This window comes from Methanoculleus horonobensis, from assembly GCF_001602375.1.
Lineage (GTDB): Archaea > Halobacteriota > Methanomicrobia > Methanomicrobiales > Methanoculleaceae > Methanoculleus > Methanoculleus horonobensis.
In genome coordinates this window covers 35,407-55,567 of record NZ_BCNY01000013.1, presented here as the reverse complement: position 1 = coordinate 55,567, position 20,161 = coordinate 35,407, and the positions used below count along the sequence as shown (strand labels likewise).

Here is a 20,161-nt window from a genome sequence, read left to right as displayed (position 1 = left end):
ATCCCGAAAAGCAGCATGGAGAAAGCATCACGCGTTTTGATAGATCTCGCTCTGATGGTTTGAATACACCTTGTTGTTACGGCAGATCGCAGGATATACATCTTCGATGCTCCAGTAATCAGAATACTCCTCCGGACCGCTCGCGGAGCGCTCGACGACATTATATGTCCCCAGATACACATATGCGCCAAAAACCGGCTTGAAATCCGTTTTGGGCAAGAACGGAGGGGTCCTCGCGAGGTTGCCGTAGGAAGTCAATACATTATCTTTCCGTGTTCTATCGGCATAGACGATCGAACCGTCCTTCATGTATTCACCCAGCCAGCGGGCCCCAAAAACGTCGTGCTCCGGTATGAACGTTCCATAGAAGACATTTTTCGGTGTACCGCCTCCGTAACTCTTGATTGAATCCTGGCTCAGCGCGATGGATGACGGCTGATCGCTGGCATACTCATAGATCCATCCCGTACTGAAGAGGAACAGCAGTGAGAAGAAAACCGAGATCAGTACCAGCGGCGTCCGTCCCGCAAGCCATCCGTTCTGGAGTTTACTGATATATGCTGGTGCTGTAAGTATGCTGATGCCGCCGATAACACAGAGCGGGGAAAGGAAGATGAGCATAATCTGGTACAGTCTTGAGGTGTTGAGTGTGCTGGAAAAATTCGGTACAAGGACACCCGCAACTCCAAAAAGGAGCGCAATAAAAGAAAACGCAACGTATTCTCGTGAAACGTTGGTACCGGCGTGCCAGAAACATATGGCGATGAACCCAACGACGATGAGTGCCAGAGTTATGAGGTGGAGACCCTTGGCGAAAGTATGCAGGAACGATTGAGGAGTACTGATGAGAAGGTCCAGTCCTTCGGTTGCCTCGGGATTCAGCAGGTCCACAAAGATCGTATTGCCGATATGATCGATGATCGATACGATTGTGTCGAAGGACGTCCCTCCTGCAACGAGTATATACCACCCGAGCGTGAATCCGGTGAAGAAGAGGACGTGGGCGAGTGTTATCGTCCTGCCGCTGTCTCTGTTCACGGAGTCTTCGCCTGACGATCTCTCCCCTGCCGCTTTTCGCAAATGTTTGAGAATATCATATCCATGGGTTGCGGCAAATGAAGAGAGCGTCATAGATAGCCAGACCGCGACGAGGGCGAGCAGGTAGATATACGATGTTCCGTAATGCGAGACAACCAGAGAGGCACCGAATATGGCAAACAACACAAAATTCATTGTTTTTGGCATATTCCTCGCGACCATGAGCATGATGAGCAGGACGAGAAAGAGTTCTGCAATCTCCTGGCGCGCCAGAGAGGCCATCTCTGCGTAAAATATGATGAACGAGACGAAGAAGAAGCATGCGAGAAAAGCGCTCTTTGCCTCCACCTGCCTGCGGAAAACATGATACAGTCCCAGGGGCACAAGGGCGAAAATAAGCGGATAGACTAATTTGAACACCCATGTCAGGTCCAGCCCCGTGATATACGAGTAGATCGGAGCCAGTAAGACGACGGAGAGCATTGCGTTCACGTTGCCGGGACTGGTGGAGTCCCAGAATGCGTTGTCCATGACGAGGTTTGCAAGGAACGTCTCATAGTGGATATCATAGCCCCAGAGATACGGGGATACGAGCGATGTGTGAAGCAATAGCGAGACGGAGATGGATAAGATCGCCAGAGGGTATAGCGCTTCCGGGATCACCCGGTCAAATCCAATCAGTACAGGGATAACCGCTATAGCCGCGATCACCAGCATGAGGATTCCGTTGTTGTGATACTGGTTTACAAAGTATGTCCCGATAATTGTCAGTAGCGGCACCAGATACAGGAGAAGCGCAGGTCTCGAGAGAAACGCCCCAGTATCGATATAATCCGGTTCGGGGGACTTTTGATCCCCGGCGAGGCTGAGTAAGAGCAGAATCAATGTCGTGATGTTGACTGTCAGCAGGGTCGAGGTAGGCGACAGCGGCCGGGATAGCCCAACCAGGGGATAAAGCACACTCATGAGCAATCCGGTGAGCATGAGGATTGCTATACTCAATCCAACTGCATAGAGAAGCGTCTCAAGGGTGCTCAGATGATGTACCCTCATGATTCTGAGGACGATTATACCCGGAATGAATGAGAAAAAGGCAAATCCCAGGATCGCCTGCAGAACCAGGATATGCGAGTTCGTGCTCCCGAGGAGTTGAATAACCAGCAGCCCCAGCTGGAACACCAGGATCGCAATGAGATAACTCCGGATCCTCCAGTCGTTTAACGTAATGGGGTTTCGGATCTGCATGGCATCATCTATGCGAAGCCGGTATGACGGGCACCTGACTTCGAAACCAGCGTCCGGTACAGGTCTTCCAGTTTCCCTCCGATTATTCGCCAGTCATATTTCGCTTCGGCCAGTGCTCGAGCATTATCTCCAATTCTCTTCCGTTCGTCTTTATTTTCGATCAGATACCTGATCCCCGCTATGAACTCTTCGTCGATGTCGTCGACGATGATTGCATGCTCGTAATGTTCAGCATCGATCCCTTCGATGCCTTTCTTTGTGGTCACGATCGGGAGGCCGGCGCTCATATAATCGAAGATCTTCAGTTTTGTTCCCCCTCCGCTTCTCAGAGGTACAATGGCGATATCGGCACCGGCGATATTCTGGATGTCGGCGATGAATCCAAGCGATCTGACGTTAGCTTCTTCAAACTCCGGGACCTGCGTCCCACCGACGACAAAGGATACATTCGGGTCTGTATCGGCAAAATGGGGGGCGATATAGGTCTGAATAAGATCGAACGCTTCCCGGTTCGGCGGGTGCCCGTAGAGGCCGTGGAAGAACACGGCAATATCCCCGGGAGAGAGCCCCATCTCTTCACGAATCTTATTCCTCGCTTCATCAGATATCTGCGGACGGATACTGCATCCCGAAGAAATGACGCTGATCGTCCCGTCTTTGATACGATACTTCCTCCTGAACGTGTCCGCATCATTTTCGCTCACGGCAGTGATGTGGTCGAAGAGGTATTTACAGGAGACCCGCTCCAGGAGATTCGTATAGGCGGGTATGAGTTTTCGCTCCAGCGGGGAGTGGTGGCCGCGGTTCGCAAAGGTCTGTTGAATGAACTCGGATTCGACGTTGTGAGCGTCGTAGACTATCGTTATCTTCCTGCGCGTAAGGAGACCGAGCATCCTGGCCACCATTGCTCCGCTGGGGTGGGTGATCTGGACGAGATCGATCTCTTCGTCTCTGATGATCCGTGCCGTCTTACGGATGAAATCGGGATTGATATCCCTGAATATGGATAGTTTCCTACGGAGCGCCTCGATATCACGATAGGTGTAGACCCGTGCGACATCATCGTCGCTCTCGGCGTGAAGGTGATCCGGTTCGAGTACGACGATACGGTTATTTGCGGCCTGGCACTTGACGAGGTTGCAGAACCGGTTCTGGCCCCCGCTCTGCGGTTTTGACAACCCGACGGTTGTCGGGATTGCCAGTATGTTCATAGGCACCTCCTGTATTCCTGCTCGAGTCTGTCCACGACCCGGTTCCATGTCAGATTTTCTCGAACGAACTCCTGCCCCCGCCGAACCATCTTTCTTCCTTCCCCGGGATTTTCAAGGCAAAATGCCATTTTTTCCGCTAACTCCGCACAGTCTCCATACTGTACAGCCAGACCGCAGTTGCCCTTCCTGATGAGTTCTCCGCTGCCGTTGCTGTCTGTGACAATCACCGGGGTTCCGCTCATGATCGCCTCGAATGGGACAAGCCCGAATATCTCATACATTCCTGGATAGACGAGCAGATCGGCATCCTGATAGGCAAAACCGACGTCGTCCAGGTAGCCGACAAAACGGACTCGATCCTGAATTCCGAGAGTCCGTACTTTCTCCTCGAGTTCCCGTTTATAATTCCATTCCGGCCCGGCAATGACCAGAACGGCGTCTTTTTCCTCTTGCACCAGCCGGGAAAACGCTTCTATCAGAAAATCGATCCCCTTGATTCTAGCGAGTCTGCCCAGGTACAGGATGAGACTGCTTCCGTTCTCGATTCCGCAGAATTTCCGGAATTCCCCTTTGCTCCTGGTTGTAGCGCACCGCTCAAGACTGATGCCGTTGGGAATAACGGCGATCTTATCCTCGCGAGTACCCATCATTCTAATCTGTTCTTTTTCAATGCTGTTCATGACGATCAGCCTTGATGCGGCATCTAAAATGGCAGATCCGGAGATGAAATCAAAGAGGTTTTTCATCTTTGCCTTGCCCAGGGCCCGGTCTTTAGGAAGCGAACCGTGCGGCTGCAGGACGTATGGAATGCCGTACTCCCTGGCATAATAACTCACCATGGCCGCAAGGAGTGTCCTGTGCTCGTGGATGTGAATTATATCATAATTCCGCAGATCGCGGTGTGCAACAAACGGTAAGTAGTACGGGACTATGGGCAGTGCTGCGCCCGGAAAATACTTCCGTAAATTCTCAAAATAGTAAACCTTCATCCCATCGACATTGAGGGGTCTGTTCGTGGGAAGCCCTGTCGGGTATTTGTTCCGATTCGTCGTATATATCGTGACGTCGTGGCCTGCCATCTGGAGACGCCTTGAGATCTCATACGCCGCACGTGTCACGCCTCCGGACTCCCAGCTCGGCTTGAAGAACTGCGTCACCTGGAGGATCTTCATAAGCGATCACAAGCCTGCTGCTGCTTGAGCCGTCGTCTGATTATTCCCGCGCACCTGTTCCGGCGGAATGGGGTGAGAAGCCGGATCCCGCATTCGGCGAGCGATGCGGACCCATGCTCTCCGATGCGGTACGGGCAGGCTGCAAGGGTGCAGGTGAGTTCCTCCTCACCGTCTGTAGTAAGCCGGTGTTTCCGGTTCCGGCTGCCGGCGTCGGAGAAGACCGTCTCCTGGTTCCCGGAAAGCCGATCGCTCCGGTGAACTTCCTGCCGCCCCTTCTCAAACGGATTTTTCCCGTTTTTAGTCATGAGAGGGATATCCCCAATGTCCTGCAGCCGTACCGACCTCATCCGACATCCTCTGTAGGGTAGACAATGCTCAACCGCCGGCACCCTATACCTGAATGCCAAGGGAGGCTTACACGCCGTATCGATCGAGCAAAACTCCATCAGGTGAGCGTAGCGCCGAATATCACTCCCCCCTGGGTGTTGAGTTCCAGCATGGAACTCATATCATATAATACTTTGCTCGCGATATTCAACCATTAATATAGAAGTATGGATATATGCAACTTCCTGAGGGTTTGATTGGTAAACGGAACGGCCTGCGACAGAGACCAAGATCGACCTTTATCCTGGTAGGGTGTGCCCCGGTCGATTGCTGACCGTCTTACCCGTATGAGAAGAGATCCGTAGACGATCAGCAGCATTTCTGCAGAGACTGCCGAAAATATTGTCGGAATAAAAATGACTCTGCTCCCCCACTCGCACCTTGACCGGGAAAAGGAGCCGGGCAGGCTTGATGCATCCGCCCGCTACGTACGCGAACGCCCCGACAAACCCGCGACGACGCCGCGGTGTGGGTCGCCAGGCTGAGGAACCGGCGGGACCTTGCGGCGATGCGCTACCCGGCCGCGCACCCGGTCATTCTGCAAGAGATTTAGCGGAAAATTCGCGGCAGGAATTGTCCGGGGAAGAATATACGCAGTCACCAGCCTCCTTCCCCGCCGACAGGAAGCAGTTTGAAGAAGCCCCGTCCGGATCCCCCTCTGCCCTTACGGGCGCATAAGAGATCCCTGTTTTTATTATAAAATTTTAAGAATAAATCACCGTAAAAGATATATATTTATACCGCTATCCACCCATTCACCGGCTACCATATGACCGGGTCTTAAATCGGAATTCGCTCTCCGTCTGCCGGACGCCCCGGCGAGCACCTGCTTTAGCCAGCCTGTTTGTGCTACCGGCAGGTATCCGCCGCCGTCCCGCGGACAGGGAGCGAATGTCAAGGGGGAAAAAATGAAAAAACTCACGTATCTGACACTGTTATGTGCAGTCGTCATCGTCGGGCTGCTGGCGCCGCCGGTTGCGGCGGCAGAGATTGCTCCGGGAGATCTGGTACCATTTGCCGTCTTCCCCGGGTCGCAGGAGTTCCCCGACGTCGACGGAGATATGGTCGTCTGGGAAGACGGCCGGAACGGGAACAAAGAGATCTACTTCTCAAACAGTCCGGGCACCTCCGGCACCAGGATAACAAACGATCCTGCCTCGCAGGAGAGGCCGTCCATCTCTGGCAACTACATCGTCTGGCAGGACTACCGGAACGGAAACTGGGATATCTACCTCTATAAGCGCTCGACAGACGAGACAACCCAGCTCACCAACGACACGGGCAAGCAGTGGCTGCCCATCGTCCGCGGGAACTACGTTGCCTGGTATGATAGCAGCAGCGGCGATAACAACATCGTCCTCTACGACATCGCCGCCGGCAGCGTGAAAGACGTCATCGAGTGCGACGCAAAGACGACGATCCCCGGCGGGAGCACCGAGTTCAAACCCGCACTCTCGGAGAAGTACGTCGCCTGGGTCGAAGAGGCCGACGAGAGGATCCGGTACTACTCCATCGATGACGGCGAGATGAAAGGGGCGGTATCCGCGAGCACGGCGATTCAGTCCTGGCCCTCGCTCTACGGGAGCGTCGTAGCCTGGGAGGATAACCGGCACGGGAACCCCGACATCTACATGACCGATCTCGACAACCCGTCCGGCGGGGAGCAGCGGATCACCTCCGACGGCGCCGATCAGGTCTCGCCGGTGCTCACCGGACAGATCCTCGCATGGGAGGACAAGCGGGATGCGCCGAGAATCATCTACATGTACGACCGCAACAACGGTGAAGAGATGGCCGTGCCCACCGCCGGCGGCGAACAGCTCTACCCCGCCGCCAGCGGTAACATGATCGTCTGGCAGAAAGCCCGCGATGGCTACTCGGATCTCTACATGTTCATGTACGATCCCGAGGGAGAACCGGACGTGGTCACCAGGATCGATGTTGAACCTCCCACGGCTACGATGAACGTCAGTGACCAGCTCAAGTTCAACGCCACCTGTTACGACGAGAACGACGAAGTCATACCCGACCTGAAGGTCTCCTGGTCGTACAGCAACGGAACCGTCGGATACGTCGATTCCGGCGGCTACTTCACCGCTTACGAAGCAGGCACGACAACCGTCGTCGCGTCGGCTGGCGGCATCACCGGAGCCGCGACCGTCACCGTCAACGCCGACGAGCCGGTAGAACCGGTCGTGACGCGCATCGCGATCGACCCGTCCACGTTCACACTCGATCTCAACGCGACGAAGCAGTTCACCGCAACCGCCTTCGACCAGAACGATGAAGAGATGACCGGCGTTGAGTTCAACTGGTCGTGCAGCGATGGAACCATCGGCGAGATCGACGATACCGGTCTCTTCACCGCGAAGGCCGCGGGCACGGCGATCGTCACCGCGTCGGCAGAAGACAGATCCGCAACCGCGACCGTCACCGTCACGGACGAAGAGCCGGTCGCAACCGAGATCGTGGTCACACCGACCGCAGCCACGCTCGATGTCGACGACACCGAGCAGTTCACGGCAACCGTCCGCGACCGGTTCGACGGCGAGATGACCGGTGTTGAGGTCACGTGGGCGAGCGGCAACACGACCGTCGGCACCATCAATGTGTCCAGCGGAATCTTCACCGCTCTCGCTGCAGGCACAACGACCGTCACCGGAACGGCCGACGGCCTCACCGGAACCGCGACCGTCACCGTCAATGCCGACGAACCGGTAGAACCGGTCGTGACGCGTATCGAGATCGCCCCGCCCACGGTCACGCTCGATCGCAACGGCACACAGCAGTTCTCGGCGACCGCCTTCGACCAGTTCGAAGAAGAGATGACCGGCGTTAACATCACCTGGTCGTGTAGCGACGAGACCGTCGGCGAGATCGACGATACCGGCCTCTTCACGGCCCACGCCGCAGGCACGGCGACCGTAACCGCAACGGCAGACGGCAGATCCGCAACCGCGACCGTCACCGTCATGGACGAAGACCCGGTCGCGACAGAGATCGCGGTTACACCCGCCACGGCCACCCTGGACGTCGAGGACATCCAGAAGTTCATCGTGACGGTCTATGACCAGAACGGCAACGTCATGCCCGCCGGGGAGACCGCCTGGTCGAGCAGCAATGGAACCGTCGGCACCATCGATGAGTCCAGCGGAATCTTCACCGCTCTCGCCGCAGGCACGACGACCGTCACCGGAACGGCGGACGGCCTCATCGGAATCGCGACCGTCACCGTCGATGAATGGCCTCTGCTCGCGAAGATCGCGGTCGTGCCGTCCGCGGCAACGCTCGAGGTCGACGACGACCTGCAGTTCGACGCCGTCGCGTTCGACCGGTTCGGCAACGTCGTTGAGGACGCAGGAGTATCCTGGGAGTGCTGCGACCCGTGCGTCGGCACCATCGATCCCTGCAGCGGTGTCTTCACCGCACTCGACAGCGGCACGGTGACCATCACCGCGTGCGGAGACGGCGCTGAAGGAACCGCAACCGTCACCGTGAACTGCAACGACCCGGTCCTCACCTGCATCGTCGTCACCCCGTCGGCAGTCACGCTCGCCAGGAACGACACCGCGGCGTTCACCGCGACAGCGTTCGACCAGGACGGCTGCGAGATGCCTGATGTCGAGATCGACTGGTGCTGCAGCGATGATACCGTCGGCGAAGTCGACGGCACCGGATTCTTCGCGGCTCTCGCCGCGGGCACGGCGACCGTCACCGCATCGGCCGACGGCGTCACCGGGACGGCGGAGATAGAGGTCACCGATGAATCCGCAGGTGTCGTGGTCTCCCCGTCGTCGATCATCCTCGACGTCGGCGAGACATGGCAGTTCAACGCGGACGTGTATGACCTGCAGGACAACGCAGGTTCCATAGTGTCCTGGTCGTGCGACGACGAAGGTGTCGGCACGATCACCGCAGACGGTGGTCTCTTCACCGCAGTCTGCGGAGGCAGCACGACCGTCACCGCAACGGTTGCCGGAGAGAACGAGACCGCGACCGGAACCGCGACGGTGACCGTCCGGTCGAGGGCGCCGGAACTTGCGCGGATCGAGGTCAGCCCGTCCAACTTCTGCATCCCCGCCGGGAACAGCCTGGCGCTCACCGCAACCGCATTCGACCAGTATGGCTACGAAATGCCCGACGTCATAATCGACTGGGAGAGCAGCAACCCGTGCGCCGGCACCATCGACGAGTGCGGCGTCTTTACCGCTCTCTGCGACGGCGAGGTGCAGGTCATCGCATCGGCTGACGGAGTCTGTGGCTCCGCGTGCGTGACCGTCGACCCCTCGCTCCCGGTTCCGGCCTGCATCGAGGTCGAACCGTCTGAAACCACGCTCGCGCCCGGAGGAACCCGGGAGTTCACGGCCACGGTATACGACCAGTGCGAGAACGAGATGGACTGGGTCAGGGTGGCCTGGTCGTGCTCCGACGGCGATGTCGGCACGATCGACCGCTCAGGCCTCTTCGCAGCGTTCTTGGAGGGCTTCACGGACGTGACGGCGTGTGCCGGCGGCGTTGAAGAAACGGCGTCGGTCACCGTCACGGCGGCGCCCACGACCGATCCCACGCCGGATCCCACCCCCAACCCCAACAACGGCGGATCGACCTACCGCGCCTATAGTGACGGCGGCGGCGACTCCGGCCCCAGTTTCTTCGCAGGGATCTGCGAGAACCTGAAGGGCGGCGAGACGCACACGTTCTCGGGCATCGACGTCACGTCGATCGGCAGCGTCGCCATCACGGCGTCCGACAACATCCCGAAACTGCTGATGACCGTGAAGGAGACAGGGTGCCCCAACCTGGCGGCGCCTCCCGGCAGCAGCACCTACGAGTACGTCGAGATCGCCGTCTCGTGGGCGAACCCGAACCAGGTCGGCGGCGCGACGTTGACCTTCACCATCCCGGCGAAGTGGCTCGAGGAGCACGAGATGCTCCCGGAGGACGTCAGGCTCATGCGCTACGTCAACGGCGGCTGGCAGATCCTGGAGACCGAGGTCGTCGATGAAGAGAACGGGTTATACCGCTTCCGGGCGACCACCCCCGGATTCTCCACCTTCGCCATCGCCGCGATGCCGGAGAACGTGACCGTGACGGCGGAGACGAACGTCACGACAGAGGCTACCGCGACGCCCGAAGGGACGGAGACGATGACGACCGAGCCGACCGTCGCAGCAACGACGACGCCTGCGGCACCGCTCGTCTACGCGCCCTTCCTCGCACCGCTGGCCTTCCTCCTCTGGGGAAGAAAGAAGAACTAACCCAACTTTTTTTTGGCGCCTTTTCGCAGACTTTTGCCCGGGGTGTCGGAACCCCGGATGACGTGCATACAGGGTTCTCTCCCGCGTGATGCCGGCAGCGTTCGGTACGGTCGTACAGGTGCCTTCGGCGGAGTTCTGTAGAAGAGAGGAAGGGGTTGAAGCCCTTCATAACGTGTTCAACAGTCTTTTCTACGCCAGTACCCTGCCAGACAGCCCGTCGGGGTCTAGCTTCCCAGCGGGGTCATGTCCACCGGGCCACCCGGTGGGGTCTCGGTCATCATCGGAGTCTCCATCGGAGTCTCCATCGGAGTCTCCATCGGAGTCTCCATCGGGGTCTCCATCGGGGTCTCCATCGGGGTCTCCATCGGGGTCTCCATCGGGGTCTCCATCGGGGTCTCCATCGGGGTCTCCATCGGGGTCTCCATCGGGGTCTCCATCGGGGTCTCCATCGGAGTCTCCATCGGGGTCTGCTGGGTGCCGTCTCCCTCCGGCATGGTGCATCCTGCGGCCAGTATGCCCGCGCCAAGGATGAGGAGCACCGCCAGAAGGACTGTGATATACCTCATAGAGGGGGGCCATCACGCACATCTTACTTATACCTTGTCCACCCGTCCAGGCCGGTGCCGTCAGAGCCCCCCTTCCGGGCAGCGGCCCGCCCTCCATCCCGCCGCAAGCGAACCGGGGCGGACGGGGAGCAGCGTCATAAGAAGGGCTGCGCCGGGCCTCACGGCGGGGAACTCATCTCCATCATACTCCCCGCCCCTTGCGCCCCGGGAACAGGGTTAAGTGAGAGGGCGCCGTATCCCCGCCCATGATACGCATAAAGAGGATCTATGCAGAACCCTCGAACAACGACGGCACCCGGGTTCTCGTCGACCGGATATGGCCGAGGGGCATCTCGAAAGAGAAGGCGTCGCTCGACCGGTGGGAGAAGGAACTCGCACCGTCGGGCGAACTGCGGCGATGGTTCGGGCACGACCCGGCGAAGTGGGAGGAGTTTCTCCGGCGCTACCGGGCAGAACTCGCGGGAAAAGAGGAGGAACTCGCCCGGCTCAGGCAGGAGGCGGTGGAGGAGACCGTCACGCTCCTCTACGCCGCGAGAGACGAGACCCACAACAACGCCGCGGCCCTGAAACGGTATATCGAGGAGGAATAACCCGCACCGATACCTTCTTTATGCCTCGATCCGGTTCCTCTCCCCATGACCATGGAGAGCGACAGGATATCCTACCACGACTCGGTGAGAACCGTCTACGAGCGGCTCAAAGCGGACGGCATGTCGAACGTCTGGGACCGCTACGAGGCGCAGGGTCTCGGAAGAGATCCCGACAAGCGGTGCGCCTACTGCCAGGCGGGAGCACGGTGCGACTTCTGTTCGAACGGCCCCTGCCGGGCGGACGCCTCCCGGAACTGGCGGGGCGTCTGCGGGATCAATGCCGACGGCATGGCGATGCGGATGATGCTTCTCCGGAACGTCATGGGTGCGTCGAACTACCACTTCCACGCGGCGCAGGCCGTCCGCACCCTCCGGGCGACCGCGGAGGGAAAGACCCCGTTCTCGATCGCGGAGCCGGAGAAACTCCGGACGTTTGCCGGGCGGCTCGGCATCGATACGGGCGGGAGCGACGCCGAGGTCGCGCTCCGGCTCTGCGACTTCGTGGAGGAGGACTTCCACCGGTTCACCCACGAGCCGAGCCGGATCGTGGAGCGGCTCGCGCCTAAGGAGCGGAAAGAGACCTGGAAGCGGCTCAACCTCTTCCCGGGCGGGATCTACGGGGAGGCGATCGTCGATACGGCTTCCACCCTCACGAACGTCGACGGCTGGTTCGCGAGCCACGCCATGCGGGCGATGCGCCTCGGTGTCGCGATGGCCTACCAGAGCCAGATCGTGCTCGAGTACATCCAGGACATCCTCTACGGCATCCCCCGCCCGCACCCGATGCGGGTCGACCTCGGAGTGCTCGACCCCGACTACGTCAACATCCTCCCGAACGGCCACGAACCCTTCCTCGGGTTCGCCCTCATCGACCTCGCGCGTACCGATGAATGGCAGCAGAAGGCGAAGAATGCGGGGGCAAAGGGCCTCAGAGTCATCGCGAACATCGAGACCGGGCAGGAACTGATCCAGAGGAGGGAGATGGACGACGTCTTCTACGGCTACACGGGCAACTGGATCATGCAGGAGGCGGTCCTTGCCACCGGGGCGGTTGACGTCTTTGCCGCCGACATGAACTGCTCTCTCCCGCTCGACCCCCTCTACGCCGAGAAGTACCACTTCAAACTGATCCCGGTCAGCGAGGTCGTGGTCTTCGAGGGCGGAACCGACCGGCTCGATTACGTCCCGGAGGAGGCAAAAGAGCAGGCGGCGGCTCTTATCGATATGGGGATCGAGAACTTCAAGGAGCGGCGCGCGAAGGTGGAGCCGATCCGGGGTCTTCCCGTGCGGGAGGCGGTGGTCGGGTTCTCCACGGAGAGCATCGTCGATGCGCTCGGGGGGAGCCTCGACCCGCTGCTCGGTGCTATCAAGGACGGAACCATCCGGGGCGTCGTGGGGCTCGTCTCCTGCACCACCCTCCGGGACTCCGGGCAGGACGTCCAGACCGTCGCGGTCGCTGAGAACCTGATCGCCCGCGACGTCCTGGTGCTCGGGATGGGCTGCGGGGTCGCGGCCCTCCAGGTCGCCGGGCTCTGCTCGCCTGAAGCGAAGGAGAAGGCCGGGCCGGGGCTCGCGGGCCTCTGCACGGCGCTCGGCGTGCCGCCGGTGCTCGGGTTTGGAACCTGCACCGACACCGGCAGGTGCGCCGACCTCCTCCTCGCGGTCTCCGAGGCCCTCGGCGGCGTTCCCCTCCCCGACCTTCCGGTCGCCGTCGCGGCTCCCGAGTACATGGAGCAGAAGGCGACGATCGACGCCCTCTTCGCGCTCGCGCTCGGCCTCTACACCTACGTCAACCCGATCCCGACCGTGACCGGGGGGCCGGACCTCGTCAAACTCCTCACCGAGGACCTCCCCGGCATCACGGGCGGAGTGCTCCACGTCGAGACGGACGCAAAAGCAGCGACGGACGGAATCTTAGCGCACATCGAGGGGAAGCGGGCGAAACTGGGGCTGTAAAGCCCCGATATCTTCTGCTCCGGCGCCTGCGTTCGCGGGGCTACGGGAGTGCCTGAACGGGTGTACCCCGCAGAGTGACACCACCCTTTTCCCTCCCGACGGCAACGGATGGATTGTATCCGGCGCATCCCTGCCGGAGAGGTGAAAACGAGCATGGAAAACGGACCCAGAGGAGCAATCCTCCAGAGAGACAAAACGTCATACGCGATCGTGCCGAGAACGCCCGCGGGGATCGTCAGCCCGGAGCACCTGGAGAACATCGTCAAGGTCGTCAGGCGCTATGAGATCCCCGTCATCAAGATGACGTCGGGGCAGCGGATGGTGCTCGTCGGGATCAAAGAAGAGGACGTCGAGAGCATCTGGAACGAACTCGGGATGACCGTCGGGCAGGCGACCGCGCCCTGCGTCCACTACGTCCAGGCATGCCCGGGAACAGTGACCTGCAAGTACGGCAAACAGGACTCGCTGGGCCTCGGGCTCGAGGTCGAGGAACTCTACCAGGAGATGAACCTGCCGGCGAAACTCAAGATGGGCGTCTCCGGATGCCCCCGGTGCTGCGGCGAGAGTTACCTCCGCGACATCGGGCTCATGGGGAACGCGAAGGGCTGGACGGTTATCTTCGGGGGCAACTCCGGCGGCCGCCCCCGGATCGGCGACGTCGCCGCAAAAGACCTCACGAAAGATCAGGCCCTCGACCTCGTTCGCCGGCTGCTCGAGTATTACCGGGCGAACGCCAGATCCGGAGAGCGGACCGCCCGGTTCGTCGAGCGGGTCGGGTTCGATGCCGTCAGAAATGACGTCCTGACCTTCGCCCCCTACATACCGCTCGACTCCGCCTGATCGGGGTTACGCGGAAGGAAGGCCGTCGATGCAGTCGGCGTTCGCGATCATCCGGTTGACGAACTGCCGTTGAACGCAGGCGATGAAGGGCAGGGTGATCACGACGGCGTTCCGAACCCCGTCCTGGCGGTAGACGATCATGCAGACGCGGTCGTCGGCGATGAAGATGTAATCGAGCAGGAACGCCGACCCGTCCACCGGGATCGGGCCGCAGTAGATCTTCTCGAAGATGTTCTCCTGAAAGAAGGTGCAGAAGGGCTTCGGGACGTAGAGGGACGCGTCCCCGAGCGGCTTCTTGATCCCGCGCTTCCCGTTCGGGAGGAGGACGCTCACGGGATGCTCTCTCGACGCATCGGCGATCAGGCGGGCGAACTCCCCGATCTCCCGGTAATCCAGGCAGACGACGGCAAGGTCGCGGGCGACGCCCCCGGCAAGCGACTCCGCGTGGCGCCGGATGCTCCACTCCCCCTGCACGTACCAGATCGGCGAGTTCTTCGACCGGGCGTCGAGCGAGAGGGCGTCGAGGCCCTGCACCGCCGCCGTCGCCGCGGCATCCACGGCGCTCTTTAAGTGATGGATGACGACGGCGGGCTCGGCCGGGATGTAGACGTTCGGGCTCCCCCGCCGGACGGTGATGAAACCCCGGCCGGCAAGCCCTTCGGCGATGTCGTAGACCCTCGGGCGCGGGACGCCGCTCGCCTCGTGAACCTGGCGGGCGCTCCCCTCGCCGATCCCGACGAGGGCGGCGTAGACCCGGGCTTCGTACTCCGTCAGCCCGAGCGCCGTGAGGCTCCGGATCAGGTTGTCCATAATTGTTACTATGAGAGTTACACGAGAGTTAAACCTTCGGGAATACCATGGTTGTTAAGATTGTTGACCATGCAACTGCGAGCAATTCTTGAGCGTATCAAGCGGTTCGTCGGCAGGGAAGGCAGCAGCCGTTCCGGAACCAGTCCCGACGAGGTCAGCTCCCTCCTCATCGACACCTTCGCCGAGGACGGCGGCGAGGAGGCGGGGCGCGGAGGGACGGTAGCGGCGGCGGCCGTCCGGGCGGCGTGCCGCCGGATGCAGGAGGCGAAGACGAAGGGCGACCTCCTCCGCATCATCGCGGACGAAGCGGCGGCGTTCGACCTCCGCGATCTCGAGGCGATGAACGCCCGGTTCGAGCGGAAGGTCGCCCATCTCCCGGAGGACTACCGCGACCGCCTCCTATCGAGCGTCAGGGAAGAGATCTTCGGGGCGCACCACCGCCTGATCCTCCTCTCCCGGAACGGCGGCGGCCCGGAGATGGAGAACCCGCCGGACCCGGCGCTCGGCGGCTACTGCTCGATGGTGGCGGAGGCCTGCACGGCAAAAGCGCGGGAGAAAGACCCGAAGTACCTCTACCTGAAGTACCTCCTCTCCGCGTTCACCATCTTCGTCGTGGAGGAGCCCGCTCATCCCGTCGGCACCCCGTTCCCCGGCGGGCAGATCGTCGACGAATGGGAGGGAACCTACCTCTGCCCGGTCAGGAACCTGGCCGACGACGTGCCGTTCGCCCTCTGCCCCTACTGCCCGGCGGTCCAGAGCACGGAGCCCACCTACCCGGAGATGCGAGCCCGGCGGCAGGAGCGGAGGCGGCGGGAGTGCCTCGCGAACTACTGGACGAACTACAAAGGTTAATCATCGAGGGTATGAAAGGAGATGAACGGTATGAAGATTGTCGATGTAGCACAGGAACCGATCGGCGAGAACCCGCACCATGTCGATGCCCGGAAGGTCTACGACACCGAGCACGCGACGGCGGTGGTGATCACGCTTAACCCCGGCGAATCGCTCAAGAAACACATCACCCCGGTGGACGTCTTCTTCTACGTCCTCGAAGGCACGGGGATCGTCGAGATCGGCGACGAGCGCGCCGAGGTCGGGAAGGATCACCTGGTCGAGAGCCCGGCAAAGATCCCGCACCGCTGGATGAACGAGAGCGACGGCACCTTCCGGGTGCTGGTGGTGAAGATCCCGCGACCGACAACCGGGACAAGGCTGTTGTAAGCACGGCCGTTCGTCCACACGCGGGCGAAAGGAAAGGGTAGATAGCGAGGAACGACAGAGTAACGGTAACAGTTGGTGTACCGATGGCTAAAGAGAATCGTGCGGAACTGCAGGGGAAGGTCCTCCGGCTGGCGGATCTCGTCGCCTACCAGGACGGAACCGTGGCAAGCAGGATGATCGTCAACAAACCGGTGGGGAGCATCACCCTCTTCTCGTTCGACGAGGACGAAGGGCTCTCGGAGCACACCGCGCCCTACGATGCGGTGGTGACGATCCTGGACGGGGAGTGCGAGGTCTGGGTGGCGGGCGAGACGCACCAGATGCGCGAGGGCGAGACGATCATCTTCCCGGCGAACGTCCCCCACGCCCTCTCGGCCATAACCCGGTTCAAGATGTCGCTCACGATGATACGGGAGTGAGCAGATGACCAACGAGAAGGAAGGCGACTACTGCACCGTCTGCGGCGGGGTTCGGCCGGACGCGATCAAGATCAAGACGGTCCTCGTGGACGGGAAGGAGACCGGGGTCAACCAGCTCGACTTCATCGTCGACGGCGTGCGGAGCCTGCACCTGGAGAACGATGCCGCGATTCGCGCCGAGCTCCTCAGGAGAGCAGGGGAGTTCAACTACATCCCGACAAAGAAGCGGGAAGCCTACGGCGACGCCCTGATGCGGGAGTATACGGGAAGAGAGGAGTGAGCGGTCGGGCACCGGAACATTCTCCGGCGCCATACCTCTCAGGATTTTGCTTTTCTCAACAGGTCTCGTTCCGGAGGCCACAAAAAAAGGTCAGGCGCTGATGGCAGCAAGTCTGCCATCTTCGCGCACGAACACCCAGTAACCTTCGGTCGGGAAGAGTTCCTGATCATCGGTCTGGTTGTTGACGAACGCCGGCCGGTAACTCTGGCTCTCCGCGTCGTAACCGACGACGTAGACCCAGATGTCTTCCACCGAGGTGAGCGCCTCATCCGCACTGCGTTCAGTCAGGTCGGAGTAGCCGATGGCGTTCCAGCCCGGGCTGAGCGTCTTCAGTGCGGGTGCCCTCACCGGGTCGGTGCTGAGCATCAACTCCACGGTGGTCTCCTCGGTCGAGTAGACCCAGTAGCCCTCAAGGACCCTCAGGGTCTCATTCTCGCCCAGGGGCGCGAAGCCGCCAGCCGGGGTGTAGGTGTAGAACGACCGTCCGCCGGTGTCGACGTCCGCAAAGACCGCCGCTGCTGTGTCATTGCCCACAGAGAGAGGTCTCGGGATAGAGACGAAGTTCCAGCCTTCATAGAGCTGGAGATCCGTGGTCTCGCCCTGCATTGGCGGGGTCGGTGTCGGAGTCACGTTCACCGTCGGTTCAGGAGTCACGTTCACCGTCGGTTCGGGAGTCACGTTCACCGTCGGTTCAGGAGTCACGTTCACCGTCGGTTCAGGAGTCACGTTCACCGTCGGTTCGGGAGTCACGTTCACCGTCGGTTCAGGAGTCACGTTCACCGTCGGCTCGGGAGTCACGTTCACCGTCGGTTCGGGAGTCACGTTCACCGTCGGTTCAGGAGTCACGTTCACCGTCGGCTCGGGAGTCACTGTCGGTGTAGGGGTTGGGATCGGGGTGTCCGGTGGAACCAGGACAGTCCCGATCACGTAGATCACGATCTTGTTCGTGATCTGGATCTGGGTTATGACAATGATGTTGTTGATGGTCAACCGCCCATCTTCGGCGAGCGAGACATTAACCTCCGATCCTTCAGCGGTCGGCAGGGAGATCTGCCCGTTCTCCGAGGCCTCGCAGAGCTGCACGAGTTCTTCAACCGTGTAATCGCTCTGGATGACGTGGTAGCCGAGGAATCTGTTCAGGAGCATCTCATCGCCCATGATCACCGAGAGCGTCTGGTTGCCCAGCCCGGCGAATGCCTCGTTGGTCGGAGCGCATATCGCGTAACTCGCGTTTTCATCGAGCTCTTCGCCGATAGTGGAGTTGTTTACGGCTCCAACGAACGTCGTCAGGTTCTCCTCGCCCGTAAGTTCCGTGATGATCAGTTCGGTGATGTTCGCTTCGGGCGCCGGTGTCGGAGTCACGTTCACGGTCGGTTCAGGAGTCACGTTCACGGTCGGTTCAGGAGTCACGTTCACGGTCGGCTCGGGAGTGACGTTCACGGTCGGCTCGGGAGTCACGTTCACCGTCGGCTCGGGAGTCACGTTCACGGTCGGTTCAGGAGTGACGTTCACGGTCGGCTCGGGAGTCACGTTCACGGTCGGTTCAGGAGTCACGTTCACGGTCGGCTCAGGAGTCACGTTTACCGTCGGCTCGGGAGTCACGTTTACCGTCGGCTCGGGAGTCACGTTTACCGTCGGCTCGGGAGTCACGTTCACCGTCGGCTCGGGAGTCACATTCTCTTCGGGCAGCCCCCCGGTCACGTTGAATGCCTGCTGGACGGGGCTTCCGTTCACCAGGATCGGCACGTCAGGGCCCGGGAACTCATGGACGCCCTGCTCACCCGCATCGATATGCAGCATGGCGTAGAGCACCGGCGTGGCGTTCTCGACCTCGATCTCCACCGAGACGTTCTCATTCACGCCTTCGTCGATCTGGGTGTAGCCGATGATCGGTCCCGGCGTTCCGTTCAGGTCGGCGTGGATGTCCGCCCAGCCCGTCTGGTTGATCGTGGCGTTGTCAACCATCACGGAATCGTTCTCGATTGGCTGATCGGAGACGTTGACGGACGGCGTCACGTTCGCCGGAGGTGTCGGCTCAGGCGTCACGTTTACCGTCGGTTCAGGCGTCACGTTTACCGTCGGCTCGGGAGTCACGTTTACCGTCGGTTCAGGCGTCACGTTTACCGTCGGCTCGGGAGTCACGTTTACCGTCGGCTCGGGTGTCACGTTTACCGTCGGCTCAGGAGTCACGTTTACCGTCGGTTCAGGAGTCACGTTTACCGTCGGCTCGGGAGTCACGTTCACGGTCGGCTCAGGAGTCACGTTTACCGTCGGCTCAGGAGTCACGTTCACCGTCGGCTCGGGAGTCACGTTTACCGTCGGCTCGGGTGTCACAACCGCCCCAGGAACGGTCACGTTCACCGTCAGGGTATACGTGGCGTTCTCCAGGGTGTGCGACGGCGAGCCAAAGGAGAAGGTCAGGTTGTCGCCGTCGGAGACGTTCGTCACCGCGGCCCCTGTCGTACCCTGCTCATCGTTCACCCAGTAAGTCCAGTTATGTGGAGTCTCGTTTATCAACTCGTTCTCGATATCTGCGATCGATAGAATACTGAGATTTCCCTCCTCTGGAGGCAGGTCTTCTATAACCTGGTAATCGAATGCTCCAAGAATCGAGGCGACGTCAAGTGCTCCAAGCACGGTGGCCTGCGGCACCTCGTACGTCTCGGTGCTGTTTAGTGGTGTGATGTTCACAATCTCATCAGGGTTCAGTTCAACAGGCCCTCCTCCAATCGAGACTGCTACACTTGCAGCAGGGATTGATAGGAGAAGGACGATGCATAAACCGAACAATACAGGTCGTCTCATACATATCCCCCCTTACGAGCAGGGGGAATGAGCCCGGTAATATAAAAATATTACTATAATACCTCTCAACCGCCATTCTGGAAAAATAACCCCCTGTATTGAGGCAATTCCCCTCACATATCGGTCACATGACGGCATCACCCAATCACCGGGAGGAGAAGAAGACAATTATCGGGAAGAGTTCCGATTCGCGTTCTGGGCGCTCCAGGGTCCGGCATACCGCTCGGTCGGGAGAGACAACCCGGCAGTCTCCGCAGGATCTCCTTGCGGGTAAAAAAAGAAGAGGTGTTATGCAGCCCGGACGAAACCCGACGGCCGCCCGGAGAGTTCCGGGGACAGGCCGGCGGCACCTGCCGCCCCTGC

The 20,161-nt window shown here is 60.3% G+C and carries 15 protein-coding genes; 8 read left to right on the top strand and 7 right to left on the bottom strand.

What is annotated here, in order from left to right:
- Positions 1–27: 27 nt before the first annotated feature.
- Genes MCUHO_RS03340 through MCUHO_RS03325 form a run of 4 tightly spaced genes read right to left on the bottom strand, consistent with a single transcriptional unit; the run spans position 28 to position 5,013 of the window.
- Complete coding sequence (locus MCUHO_RS03340) at positions 28–2,283, bottom strand: DUF2206 domain-containing protein (RefSeq protein WP_067073347.1); 2,256 nt, start codon at positions 2,281–2,283, stop codon at positions 28–30.
- Between the two features lie 8 nt (positions 2,284–2,291).
- Positions 2,292–3,494: a glycosyltransferase family 4 protein gene (locus tag MCUHO_RS03335; protein WP_067073345.1), complete on the bottom strand. Its 1,203-nt coding sequence runs from the start codon at positions 3,492–3,494 to the stop codon at positions 2,292–2,294.
- Positions 3,491–4,666, bottom strand: a complete 1,176-nt coding sequence (locus tag MCUHO_RS03330; protein ID WP_067073343.1) for a glycosyltransferase family 4 protein — start codon at positions 4,664–4,666, stop codon at positions 3,491–3,493. The genes MCUHO_RS03335 and MCUHO_RS03330 overlap by 4 nt, the downstream gene beginning before the upstream one ends.
- Positions 4,663–5,013 carry a hypothetical protein gene (locus MCUHO_RS03325; RefSeq protein WP_067073341.1) on the bottom strand — a complete coding sequence of 117 codons (351 nt, stop codon included), beginning with the start codon at positions 5,011–5,013 and terminating at the stop codon, positions 4,663–4,665. Before MCUHO_RS03325 ends, MCUHO_RS03330 begins: the two co-directional genes overlap by 4 nt.
- A 948-nt stretch (positions 5,014–5,961) precedes the next feature.
- Here MCUHO_RS03325 and MCUHO_RS03320 point away from each other — a divergent pair.
- Positions 5,962–10,311: an Ig-like domain-containing protein gene (locus tag MCUHO_RS03320; protein WP_067073338.1), complete on the top strand. Its 4,350-nt coding sequence runs from the start codon at positions 5,962–5,964 to the stop codon at positions 10,309–10,311.
- 224 nt (positions 10,312–10,535) lie between these two features.
- Here MCUHO_RS03320 and MCUHO_RS12905 read toward each other — a convergent pair whose 3' ends face one another.
- On the bottom strand, positions 10,536–10,877 hold the full coding sequence (locus MCUHO_RS12905; RefSeq protein ID WP_067073336.1) for a superantigen-like protein SSL4: 342 nt from the start codon (positions 10,875–10,877) through the stop codon (positions 10,536–10,538).
- Between the two features lie 245 nt (positions 10,878–11,122).
- Here MCUHO_RS12905 and MCUHO_RS03310 point away from each other — a divergent pair, with 245 nt between their 5' ends.
- From MCUHO_RS03310 to MCUHO_RS03300, 3 genes are all read left to right on the top strand, one after another.
- Positions 11,123–11,467, top strand: a complete 345-nt coding sequence (locus MCUHO_RS03310; protein ID WP_067073333.1) for a DUF488 domain-containing protein — start codon at positions 11,123–11,125, stop codon at positions 11,465–11,467.
- A 45-nt stretch (positions 11,468–11,512) separates the two neighbouring features.
- On the top strand, positions 11,513–13,423 hold the full coding sequence (cooS, locus tag MCUHO_RS03305) for an anaerobic carbon-monoxide dehydrogenase catalytic subunit (RefSeq protein WP_201786415.1): 1,911 nt from the start codon (positions 11,513–11,515) through the stop codon (positions 13,421–13,423).
- A gap of 153 nt (positions 13,424–13,576) precedes the next feature.
- Complete coding sequence (locus tag MCUHO_RS03300) at positions 13,577–14,263, top strand: nitrite/sulfite reductase domain-containing protein (RefSeq protein ID WP_067073331.1); 687 nt, start codon at positions 13,577–13,579, stop codon at positions 14,261–14,263.
- 6 nt (positions 14,264–14,269) lie between these two features.
- Here the strand turns inward: MCUHO_RS03300 and MCUHO_RS03295 are convergent, their stop codons facing one another.
- Positions 14,270–15,073, bottom strand: a complete 804-nt coding sequence (locus MCUHO_RS03295; protein WP_067073329.1) for a TrmB family transcriptional regulator — start codon at positions 15,071–15,073, stop codon at positions 14,270–14,272.
- A 69-nt stretch (positions 15,074–15,142) separates the two neighbouring features.
- Between MCUHO_RS03295 and MCUHO_RS03290 the strand changes: the two genes are divergently transcribed.
- From MCUHO_RS03290 to MCUHO_RS03275, 4 genes are all read left to right on the top strand, one after another.
- Complete coding sequence (locus tag MCUHO_RS03290) at positions 15,143–15,925, top strand: DUF2115 domain-containing protein (RefSeq protein ID WP_235808144.1); 783 nt, start codon at positions 15,143–15,145, stop codon at positions 15,923–15,925.
- A gap of 30 nt (positions 15,926–15,955) precedes the next feature.
- A complete protein-coding gene (locus MCUHO_RS03285) occupies positions 15,956–16,294 on the top strand; it encodes a cupin domain-containing protein (RefSeq protein ID WP_067074438.1) in 339 nt (112 codons plus the stop codon).
- 83 nt (positions 16,295–16,377) lie between these two features.
- Positions 16,378–16,713, top strand: coding sequence for a cupin domain-containing protein (locus tag MCUHO_RS03280; RefSeq protein WP_067073326.1), 336 nt, complete (start codon positions 16,378–16,380; stop codon positions 16,711–16,713).
- Positions 16,714–16,717: 4 nt separating this feature from the next.
- Positions 16,718–16,993, top strand: coding sequence for an aldolase (locus tag MCUHO_RS03275; RefSeq protein ID WP_067073324.1), 276 nt, complete (start codon positions 16,718–16,720; stop codon positions 16,991–16,993).
- Positions 16,994–17,083: 90 nt separating this feature from the next.
- On the opposite strand, the gene MCUHO_RS03270 is transcribed toward MCUHO_RS03275, so the two are convergent.
- Positions 17,084–19,684: a fasciclin domain-containing protein gene (locus MCUHO_RS03270; protein ID WP_161485876.1), complete on the bottom strand. Its 2,601-nt coding sequence runs from the start codon at positions 19,682–19,684 to the stop codon at positions 17,084–17,086.
- Positions 19,685–20,161: the final 477 nt, after the last annotated feature.

Coding starts and splice junctions, on each gene's coding strand:
- MCUHO_RS03340 (WP_067073347.1), bottom strand. CDS start 2,283: ATGCAGATCCGAAACCCCATTACGTTAAACGACTGGAGGATCCGGAGT.
- MCUHO_RS03335 (WP_067073345.1), bottom strand. CDS start 3,494: ATGAACATACTGGCAATCCCGACAACCGTCGGGTTGTCAAAACCGCAG.
- MCUHO_RS03330 (WP_067073343.1), bottom strand. CDS start 4,666: ATGAAGATCCTCCAGGTGACGCAGTTCTTCAAGCCGAGCTGGGAGTCC.
- MCUHO_RS03325 (WP_067073341.1), bottom strand. CDS start 5,013: ATGAGGTCGGTACGGCTGCAGGACATTGGGGATATCCCTCTCATGACT.
- MCUHO_RS03320 (WP_067073338.1), top strand. CDS start 5,962: ATGAAAAAACTCACGTATCTGACACTGTTATGTGCAGTCGTCATCGTC.
- MCUHO_RS12905 (WP_067073336.1), bottom strand. CDS start 10,877: ATGAGGTATATCACAGTCCTTCTGGCGGTGCTCCTCATCCTTGGCGCG.
- MCUHO_RS03310 (WP_067073333.1), top strand. CDS start 11,123: ATGATACGCATAAAGAGGATCTATGCAGAACCCTCGAACAACGACGGC.
- cooS (WP_201786415.1), top strand. CDS start 11,513: ATGACCATGGAGAGCGACAGGATATCCTACCACGACTCGGTGAGAACC.
- MCUHO_RS03300 (WP_067073331.1), top strand. CDS start 13,577: ATGGAAAACGGACCCAGAGGAGCAATCCTCCAGAGAGACAAAACGTCA.
- MCUHO_RS03295 (WP_067073329.1), bottom strand. CDS start 15,073: ATGGACAACCTGATCCGGAGCCTCACGGCGCTCGGGCTGACGGAGTAC.
- MCUHO_RS03290 (WP_235808144.1), top strand. CDS start 15,143: ATGCAACTGCGAGCAATTCTTGAGCGTATCAAGCGGTTCGTCGGCAGG.
- MCUHO_RS03285 (WP_067074438.1), top strand. CDS start 15,956: ATGAAGATTGTCGATGTAGCACAGGAACCGATCGGCGAGAACCCGCAC.
- MCUHO_RS03280 (WP_067073326.1), top strand. CDS start 16,378: ATGGCTAAAGAGAATCGTGCGGAACTGCAGGGGAAGGTCCTCCGGCTG.
- MCUHO_RS03275 (WP_067073324.1), top strand. CDS start 16,718: ATGACCAACGAGAAGGAAGGCGACTACTGCACCGTCTGCGGCGGGGTT.